At 65.2% G+C, this 9,449-nt stretch carries 7 protein-coding genes; all 7 read left to right on the forward strand.

Annotated elements, in window-relative coordinates:
• Positions 1-335: 335 nt before the first annotated feature.
• The 7 genes from VNH11_15895 (at position 336) to VNH11_15925 (ending at position 9,096) form a co-directional block, all read left to right on the forward strand.
• Complete coding sequence (locus VNH11_15895) at positions 336-1,400, forward strand: alpha/beta fold hydrolase (protein HVA47851.1); 1,065 nt, start codon at positions 336-338, stop codon at positions 1,398-1,400.
• 44 nt (positions 1,401-1,444) lie between these two features.
• Positions 1,445-2,053, forward strand: a complete 609-nt coding sequence (locus tag VNH11_15900) for a TlpA disulfide reductase family protein (protein ID HVA47852.1) — start codon at positions 1,445-1,447, stop codon at positions 2,051-2,053.
• A 252-nt stretch (positions 2,054-2,305) separates the two neighbouring features.
• The gene (locus tag VNH11_15905) at positions 2,306-3,889 is read left to right on the forward strand and encodes a tetratricopeptide repeat protein (protein HVA47853.1); all 1,584 of its coding nucleotides are present in this window, start codon (positions 2,306-2,308) and stop codon (positions 3,887-3,889) included.
• A gap of 362 nt (positions 3,890-4,251) precedes the next feature.
• Positions 4,252-5,007, forward strand: coding sequence for a hypothetical protein (locus tag VNH11_15910; GenBank protein ID HVA47854.1), 756 nt, complete (start codon positions 4,252-4,254; stop codon positions 5,005-5,007).
• Entirely contained in the window at positions 5,004-6,068 is a 1,065-nt protein-coding gene (locus VNH11_15915) for an AI-2E family transporter (protein ID HVA47855.1), read from the forward strand. Before VNH11_15910 ends, VNH11_15915 begins: the two co-directional genes overlap by 4 nt.
• A 191-nt stretch (positions 6,069-6,259) precedes the next feature.
• Positions 6,260-7,765, forward strand: coding sequence for a hypothetical protein (locus VNH11_15920; protein HVA47856.1), 1,506 nt, complete (start codon positions 6,260-6,262; stop codon positions 7,763-7,765).
• 50 nt (positions 7,766-7,815) lie between these two features.
• Positions 7,816-9,096 (forward strand): polysaccharide biosynthesis/export family protein, encoded by a 1,281-nt coding sequence (locus VNH11_15925; protein HVA47857.1) that lies wholly within the window; start codon positions 7,816-7,818, stop codon positions 9,094-9,096.
• Positions 9,097-9,449: the final 353 nt, after the last annotated feature.

Here is a 9,449-nt window from a genome sequence, read left to right on the forward strand (position 1 = left end):
GCTAGCCCGGATTATTCACCGGCCCACACCAACCCGAAGCGCAAGCGAGGATCAGCAACGGACTTAGCTCGCTTGCGCTTCGGGTTGGTGTTCGCGCAGTCTGCGCGCCAAGTTCGGGGGCCGGTGAATCATCCGGGCTAGGCGCTCGTGTACACCTCCGGCAGCCCGGTTGGAGAGACGGATTTGCCTTTCTGTGCCCGCTTCGGCTAGGCTGAGGGAGTCGCTTTTGCGTCTCGGTGTAAGGTGGGAACGGGCCCGGTGGGCTCGAATAACACGACGCCGCTGGCGAATCACTTGTCGGGCGGCGCGATCGAGTAGGTAGGGAGGACAATGCGGTGCATCGGTTCATTCTCGCGTTGGTGCTGGGTCTCGCCTTGGCTCCCCAACCGGCACAAGCCGAATACGCCTGGGTGACGAGCGTCAAGCGGGCCGCATCGGTCGCCGCGGTGAAGGTCGGCCAATGCTGGGACACCTGTACTGAAGCCTGCGGCAAGACCACGCGCCGCTGGGTGCGTCAATCGGTCGCTTACCTGGCGCCCGAAGCGAAATCCCAGGCCGCCGCCCGCTGTGGTCTACGCCTGCCCAGTGACGTCGCGGCAGACGATCGCCTGGTCGTCTTGATTCACGGCCTCGATTCCGGCGCTGACTATTGGCAAGACCTGTCGCCGCTGTTGGAACAGGAGGGGTTCGCCGTCGCGCCGCTGGCGTATCCCAACGATCAGCCGTTGGAGGAGAGCGCCGCCTTGCTCGCCGGCGAAATCGCGCGGCTCCGCGCCGACCGGCCCAACGTCAAGCTCGATATCTTGGCGCACAGCATGGGCGGCATCATCGCTCGCTGCTATCTGGAAGGCGGCGCCTACACGGGCGGAGTGGGGCGGCTGGTGCTGCTGGCGCCGCCCAATCACGGCTCGTGCTATTCGCGGTTCAGCGCGTTAAGCGAAGTGGTCGAGCATTGCCGGCTGTGGCGAACGGAAGACGAATGGTCTTGGACCTGGATCGTCACCGACGGCCTGGGCGAAGCACGTAACGACATTGCGCCCGGTTCCAAGTTTCTCGCGGAGCTTAACGCCAGGCCGCGGCGGTCTGACGTGCGCTATACGATTGTGGCCGGCAACCGAAATTGCGGTTGGCGCTATGCCGCCAACACGCTGCGATGGACGACGGCCTGCGTGCCCGATGGTCGCTGGGGCAAGCCGCTGGGAGACAACTTGCAGCGTTGGGCGGAGACGCTCGAATCGCGCACCGGCACGGGCGACGGTCTGGTGCCCATCGACCATGCCTTGTTGCCGGGCGTCGACGATTTCGTTATCGTGTCGGCCGACCACACCACGATCGCTTGTTCGCGCAACGGGCGTCCGCCGGTCGCCTGGCCGATCATCAAGGACCGCCTTAAGCGATAGACAAGCAGACCATCACGAAGAGCAGAAAAAGGAGTACACCGCCGATGAAGCACGCCGCCGCGTTGTTCGTCATGTTTGCAATCGTCGGCTGTCAGAAGCCGCCAAGCCCCGCTGCGCCAGCCCAAGCGGGCGGCGCCGCCGAGCCAGCGACGCAACTGCCCGATGAAAACGACGCGCAGCCGGCAGACGACCATGCGCAGGCCGACAAAGTAACCGTCGAGATCAAGGATTTCGACGGCATTCAGGAATTGATCGCCAGCAAGCGAGGCAAGGTCGTCGTGATGGATTGCTGGAGCACCTATTGCGGTCCGTGCGTCAAAGAGTTTCCGGGACTCGTCGCGCTCGGCAAAGAGTATGGACCCGACAAGCTGGCCTGCATTTCGTTGAGTTTCAACTTCGAGGGCGGAAAAAAGGAGACGCCTGAAGAGCACAAGGAAGCGGTGCTTGAATTCCTCCAAAGCCAGCAGGCGACGTTCGACAACGTCATCGCCAGCGTGCCGTCGGAGACGCTCTACCAGCAGCTTGGTTTCAAGTCGGCCAGCGTGCCCGCCATATTCGTTTACGACCGAGAAGGAAACATCGCCCGGCAATTCGAAGGCGGGGATGCCAAGTACAGCGACGTCGGCAAGTTGGTGGCCAAGTTGCTTGAGTAGGGCGGAGTGCTTTGCCAGTCGGCCATTAAGGCATGGCTCAAAGAGCATTGTAGGGTGGGACCAGCGAGCTTGCGAGCGCCGGCCCACCGTAATCGACGTCGCCAACGATAGGCCGGCGCTCGCAAGCTCGCTTGCCCCACCTTACGTTGTCGTACGGCGGGTTACATTTCGTTCAGATTCGCTCGCCGCCATCGGTCCAGCGTAGAATGAAAGCGGCAGGCGGGGGCTTGCTGGGCGAAAGCGAGGAACAAGATGTCTCGTGCAATATGGGTACATGGCGGCGTGATGGCCTTGGCGGTGCTGGCCGCCATGATGGGCGGCGAGGTTTACGCTCACGGCGGCGGCCATGGTGGCGGGGGGCACGGCGGTGGCGGGGGGCACGGCGGCGGCGGTCATGGCGGTGGAGGATTCCACGGCGGCGGAGGATTCCATGGTGGAGGATTCCACGGCGGCGGCATGGCTGGCGGTGGTTTCCGGGGAATGCCCGGCGGCGGGTATCGTGGCGGCGGCTTCGGTGGCATGGCGATGCCGCGGGGAGGCGGATTCTACGGTGGTCGCATGGGCGGGGCCACAGCTTTAGGCGGCCGCGGCATGTATGGCGGCTCCGCCATGGGCCGCGGCATGTCGGGCTATGGCGGCCTCTCGCAAGGGAGCTTTGCCGCGCGACACTTTTCAGCAGCCGCGGGCCGCGGCGCGGCGGGCGTCACCAGTGGTTTTCGTGGGGCTGGCATGAATGGCATGCGCGGCGGCCTGGGCGGTGCCGCAGGCGGTACGTTCTTGACGCGCCATGCGATGGGCGGTGGCGGCAATTTTGGCCGCGGCAATATGGCCGTTGCCGGACAATCGCTGGGCCGCAATATCAATTTCAACTCGCTCAGCTACAACCGGTTGTATAACAACTTCGGCGGCGGATTCGGCGGCCGCTATGGTCTTTATGGGCGCGGACTCGGGTATGGACTGGGCGGCTATGGCTTGGGCGGCTATGGACTGGGTCGTTACGGCTATGGCCTGGGCCGCTATGGTCTCGGCTATGGCTTGGGCGGCTACGGTCTCGGCCTCGGATACGGTTTCGGTTTCCCGTTCCTGGGTTACGGCCTGGGCGGGTATGGCCTCGGTCTCGGCTATGGTTTGGGACTGGGCTATGGCCTGGGCGGCTACGGAGGATACGGGTACGGCGGCTATGGAGGCTACGGTGGGTACGGCGGCTATGGATACGGCTATCCGTATTACGGCAGTTACGGCTACGGATACCCGTCCTACGGTTACGGGACGTACGCATCGCAACCTGCGGCGAGCGCCGTGGTGCCGGGGCAATCCGCGGCTGCGACTCCCGCCAGCGGAGATTATGCCGCGCTGGGCGAGCAAGACTTCAAGGCCGCGCGTTACACCGACGCCATTCGCAACTGGCAGCATGCCTTGGTCGACGACCCGCAGAACGGCGGCGCGCTGATGCTCTTGGCCCAGGCGTTGTTCGCTACCGGCCATTTCGACGAGTCGGCGGGCGCGGTGCAGCAGGCCATGCAGATGCTGCCGCAAGACAAGTGGGGCACGGTGGTGGGCAACTACGCCGAGCTTTACCGATCGCCGCAAGACTACACCAACCAGTTGCGAGCGTTGGAAGCCATGCGGAAAGACCACGACTCGCCGGCCGTGCGCTTCCTGCTGGGCTTTCACTACGGCTATCTGGGCTATCCCAAAGAGGCAGTCCGCGAGCTCGACCGCACGTTGCAAATGAACTCGCAGGACCAGGCGGCGCGTGCCTTGCGAGACCTGTTCTCCGGCAAACCGCCGGTCACGGTCCCCTCGGCGGCGGTCACGCCCGGCCGGACGACGTAATCGCTCCGCTTGAAAAACTTACAACTGCGGCCCGATCATCGCAGTGCCCGCCGCCGGTAAATCAACGGTGGCGGGCGATTTTTCGCGGGGACAGGCCGGCCTCGTGGCAATCTCAACCGTCGCGGCATGCCGTTCGCTTCTCCATTGAGACCGCTTTGGAGGCAGCGTAGGACGACAGAGGCATTAGGCGATGGGCGTTAGGCTTTAGGCACGATCTTCTACTAGTGCCCTTACGCCCAACGCCTATTGCCCAACGCCTTCAACGGTGGGCCGGCGCTCGCAAGCTCGCTGGTCCACCCTACGATTTACCAGCTCAAGGAGGTGGCCCCGTGTCAAGTCGACGGACCCAAAGTTGTCGTCTCATGCTGCTAGCGATCGTGCTGCCCGCAATTTTTGCCGTGGACCGCTGCGCCGCGGCCGAGCCGCCTTCTGCGCACGATCAGTCCCACGTGGTGCGGCGGCCGGTCATCGAGACGTCGAGCCGTGAAGAGCAGTACGTTCTCTATGAGCCGGTCACGACCTTTGTGCCGCAGCAAGTCGATCAAGGAGCGTGGGTCGATCAACAGGTGGTTCGGCCCGGGCGGACGAGCATCGAGTTGCGCTGGATGTCGGGCGGCTGGACGGTCGATCCTGCAACCGGCCGTGAATACTGGCAACTGCCGATGCTGCGCCCCGTGCGCGTGCGGCGGCCTGATACAATGGAAGTCGTCCGCGTCTGGAAACCGAACATGGTCACGCTGTCGGTGCCCAAAGTGAATTACCAACCTCGCCTGCACACTCGCCAGGTCCCCGTGCAAACGCTGCGCGTGATCGACGAGCGGCGCGTGCGCCGTTGGCCATGTCCCTGCGGCCCCGCGACGGTCGCGCCGGCCGCGGCTTCCGGGCCAGGGACGCCGCTCGGCGCACCACCGGCGTTTCCGGCTCCGTTGCCGTCGATGCCTCAGCCCAACATCGACCCGCTGGAGAAAGTGCCGGAGCCCGCGACGCTGTCGCCCAGCAAGACCGGCGAACAAAGTGGTCCGGCGCAGTGGCGCGACGCTCAACAGGACCGGGTGGCGTCAGGCAAGCAGGGCGGAAATGGGTCGGTGGACCTGCAACCACGGAACCGAGCAACATGACCGCGGCGGCCGAAAAGCGCGATCATCACTGGGCGCTGTTCACGGCGGGCGTCGTGGTGGCCGTCGTCGGCCTGCTGCTGTGGCTGGCCGCCGGAACGCTGTTCCTGATTTTTTCGGGCCTGCTGCTGGCCGTGTTTCTCAGCGGGCTGACCGACCTGGTGGCACGCTCCACGCGCTTGCGCCGCGGCCTGGCGCTGATCGCCGTTTGCACCGTGTTGCTGGCCGTACTGGGATTGATGGGTTGGTCGATGGCCTCGCGCGTGGCCGAGCAGGCCCAGCAGTTCTCGAAGCAGTTGCCGCACGCCGTCATTCACGTGCGCGAGCAATTGCAAAAGTATCCGTGGGGAAGTTGGGTGGCCGACGAATTCAAAGAGATCCGCACTTCGGCCGAAGACGGGGAGAAGGCGATCTCGCGGGCGGCGGGGGCGGCGTCGGCCGCGGTCGATACCGTCACCGGCATCGTGGTGATTCTCTTTCTGGGCGTGTTCATTTCCTTCGACCCCGATCTCTACAAGCGGTCGCTGGTGCGGCTGGTTCCGCTCGACCGTCGCCCGCGTGCCCGCGAGGTGATCGATCGCGCGGCCGGCGCTCTGTGGCGTTGGACTTTGGGCCGGTTGCTGTCGATGGCGGCGGTGGCCGTGGGCGCGACGATCGGGTTTTGGCTGATCGGCATGCCGCTGGCGTTGATGCTGGGCTTGTTCGCCGGGCTGATGAACTTCATCCCCAACCTTGGCCCGCTGATCTGGCTCGCACCGGCGATGCTCTTGGCGTTCGTGCAAAGTCCGGCCCACGCGCTGTACGTCGGCGTTCTGTTCGGGGTAGTGCAAAGCGCGGAAGGCTACCTGATCACTCCGCTGGTGCAGCAGCGGATGGTCCACCTTTCGCCGGCGATCGCCCTCAGCGTGCAAGTGACGTTCGGCGCCTTGTGGGGTTTTCCGGGCCTGGCCTTGGCCACGCCGCTGGCCGCGATGGCCCTGGTGCTGATCGAGAAGTTGTATATCGAGGACGTGTTGGGTGAGCAGGGCTCTTGTAGTAAGCACAACGAGGGGAAACGGTTCTGACGGTCGGAAAGGATTTGCCGGCGGCCGGAATCGGGTGGCGCGGGTGGTGTGGTGCCGGACTTGCCAGCCACGGCACGGTGTAGTGCTTTCTCTCAGCGCTCCGGCGCGGTATGGCCGATGGCCATTATGAATTTGCCGCCGCCCGGATGGCGGCCGGCCAGCGCACCGCCTCGGCTTACGGTCTTTCACGGATGACAACTTGCCCCCTCTCTGTCCGGCTGGCGTGTCTGACGGCAAGCTGCGCCGCTTTGTTCTCGACGTCCGGCTGCGGTAGCGACTCCCCGCCGCGCGAGGAGGCAACCTGGACAGCCGAGACTCCGCACTGTCCGGCGGCCGGACTGACGGTCTGCCCCGACCCCGATCTCGCGTCGCTCGATCGCGCGGCCTCGCCCACCATGCTGCCCGTCGCCTATCCGGCCGCGGAGCTCGATCGCCCGGCACGGTTGGCCCGGTCCTTTCCGCTCGCCAGCCCTCAAATGCCCTCGGCATCGGCGTTGACGCCGCCGATCGTGACCGAGCTGCCGCCCGCATTGCCGCTGGCCCCCCAGCCGCCCGCCCCAGGCCCGCAGTTGCTGCCGCCGGGCGAGCAACTCGCCCCGCCGGAACGACTGCCCGCCACGGCCAAGCAATCGGCGCCCCAGGCAAGCCTCACTTCGCAGACCGGACAGGCGCGACCGACTGCGACCGCGGGCGCTGCGGATCAACGGATGGGGCCGCCCGCAGCGAGGCCGGTTGCTCCGCGTCGAGCGCCACGTTCGCGGGCGATGCAAGCCGTCAACCAGCAGGCCGAACGCTTGATCCGGCACGGCTATTACCTTGGCCAGCGCGGCGCGCTCTATTCGGCACGGGCCGAGTTTATTCAGGCGTTGCGGACCGTTTCGCAGGCGCTCGACGTGGAATTCGCCACGCGAGAGCACACTCAAGCGCTTTCCGCCGGACTGACCGCCTTGGAAGAAGCCGAGGATTTTGTGCCCGAAGGCTCGCGATTGGAAACCGATCTCGACGTGCCGGGCTTGATCTCCGTCCACCGCACGCCCGCCTGCAAAGCCATCGACGCGGCCGACTTGTTGCCGGTCGTCGTGGTGCAACACTATTACACCTACGCACAGCAGCAGTTGGCCGTCGCCGCGGGCGGCGAAGAAGCGGCGTCGATGGCGCTGTTCGGTCTGGGCAAGACTTACATCACGCTGGCCGTCGAGAAGACGCTGTCGGCCCCGGTGGCGGAGCCGAAAGCGATGGTCTTCCACTGGGCGGCCCTGGCGGCCGATCCGGGCAATTTCCTGGCGGCCAACGAACTGGCGGTGCTCTATGCACGGTGGGGCGACTATGCCACCGCCCGGTCGCTGTTGCAACACAGCATCGCCGTGCTGCCGCATTCGGCCGTGTGGCGCAACCTGGCGGTGGTCCATCAGCGGCTGGGAGAAGCGAAGCTCGCCGAGTTGGCTCAACGCGAGGCCGAGGTCGCCGGCAAACGCGAGGCCAGCGCACCGCCTGACAACCCCCGCGGCATCGTCGCCTCGTCCGACGTCCAATGGCTCGACGCCAAAGAGTTTGCCAGCACCAGCCGCACCGAGGTCGACGCGCAGAAACCCGCCGCGCCCAGTGGGGCCGCGGGCGGCGTGAAAGCGAAGCCCGTGGTGGCGCCGGCCCCGCCGCGGCGTCGTTCGGCCGCCGCCTGGTTCCCCTGGTTACGTTAGAACGCCTTCCGCGAGAGGCTCCGCCGACGATGCAAATAAGGAAGAAAGCCATGATGAAACACGCCATCGTCGCCGTCATCCTCTGCGCCGGCTGCGTCAATTTTGGATTTTGGATTTTGGATTTTGAATTAGGATCAATCCAGCGTTGTCCCAGAGATTCGAGCGCCGGGGCATCGCCGCGGCATAGCGTGTCCACAGAATTCGTCCACCGCGCGGCTCTGCCCCAGCCACCCATCCAAAATCCAAAATCCAAAATCCAAAATGGAATCGAGCTCTGCCAGGCACTCGGTCCGGCCGCCCCGTACGCGATCAAGGGCCTCGACTGCGCTTCGGGCGCCTGCGGCGAGATGGGTTGGGACGCCGCCCGACCGATTCCCTGGCAACGCTATGCCCAGGGCGAATATGTCGGGCACGAACGGTTGCGGCACGTCGATCAATACCGCCTCCGCGTCGACGATGAGATTGAATTCGTCTTTCGGCTGACGCGCATGGAATCGTCGCAGCCCTACCAGCTTACGGTGGGCGACGAGATTCGCGTCGAGTCGCTCAGCGACGCGACTCTGAACCGCGACCTGGTGATCCAACCCGACGGCTACATCACGCTGCCGCTGGTCAACGAGGTGCGCGCCACGCAGCACACGGTGCCTCAGCTTCGGGCCGAAGTCGAGCGGCGGCTCAAGAAGTTCTACAAAGAGCCGGCGATCACGATCACCCCTGTGCGGCTCAACGCGCAACTGGAAGACCTGCGGGCGACGAGCGACGCCCGGTTCGGCTTCGGCGGCCAGTCGCGCCGCGCACGGGTGACACCCGAAGGCACGATCCAATTGCCCGCCCTCGGCAACGTGCCGGTGCAGGGCCTGACGCTGATGGAAGTGCAACGCGAGCTGCACGAACGTCTGGGCCGGCGCTTCGAGGGAATGGAGATCACGCCGGTGCTGGGCGCACGGGCACCGCGCTATATCTACGTCGTCGGCGAAGTACGAACGCCGGGGCGCTATGAGCTGACCGGCCCCACGACCGCGATGCAGGCCATCAGCATGGCGGGCGGTTGGATCTACGGCGGCAACTTGTGGAACACGGTGGTCTTTCGCCGTGGCGACGACTGGCGGCTGTTGGCCACGAAGCTCGACCTGCGCGGTCCGCTGTACGGCAAGCGTCCCTGCCCGGCCGACGAGATTTGGCTCAACGATTCCGACATCGTGCTGGTGCCGAAGAGCCGGATTCTGGTGTACGACAACGTGATCAGCCTGCTCTTTACGCAGGGACTCTGGGGCATCGTTCCCTTCAGCACGGCCACCACCTTCAGCATCACTCGCTTTGGCGCTCTGTAGGGTGAGAGCGAGCGAGCTTGCGAGCGCCGGCCCGCCGACTTTCGACAACTCCAGCAGTCGCAGGGGCCGTTTCTGACCCGCACCGCTCGTCGAGAACGCGGCGGTAACCCCACCATTGGCCAACTGTCGGATTCCGACAGTTGAGCAGGCGTTCCCCGTCCCTCCGGCAAGCCAAGCGAAGATCGTCGCGATCTTAAACACTTGTGAAAAACAGGCGTGGTTCAAAGCAGGGTAACACTTCCCGTTGGAGTTCTGCCAGCACCTCCTGCCGGAAGTACCTGCCGCTGCGTTGGTTACGTCCTGACGCGGCCCACGCAGGGCGGCGAAAGCTGTTACCCTGAGATTCCTTGATT

The organism is Pirellulales bacterium (genome assembly GCA_035533075.1).
Lineage (GTDB): Bacteria > Planctomycetota > Planctomycetia > Pirellulales > JAICIG01 > DASSFG01.

Excerpts from the sequence above, each read along its gene's own strand:
- VNH11_15925 (HVA47857.1), top strand. The coding sequence starts at position 7,816 with ATGATGAAACACGCCATCGTCGCCGTCATCCTCTGCGCCGGCTGCGTC.
- VNH11_15905 (HVA47853.1), top strand. The coding sequence starts at position 2,306 with ATGTCTCGTGCAATATGGGTACATGGCGGCGTGATGGCCTTGGCGGTG.
- VNH11_15910 (HVA47854.1), top strand. The coding sequence starts at position 4,252 with ATGCTGCTAGCGATCGTGCTGCCCGCAATTTTTGCCGTGGACCGCTGC.
- VNH11_15900 (HVA47852.1), top strand. The coding sequence starts at position 1,445 with ATGAAGCACGCCGCCGCGTTGTTCGTCATGTTTGCAATCGTCGGCTGT.
- VNH11_15920 (HVA47856.1), top strand. The coding sequence starts at position 6,260 with ATGACAACTTGCCCCCTCTCTGTCCGGCTGGCGTGTCTGACGGCAAGC.
- VNH11_15915 (HVA47855.1), top strand. The coding sequence starts at position 5,004 with ATGACCGCGGCGGCCGAAAAGCGCGATCATCACTGGGCGCTGTTCACG.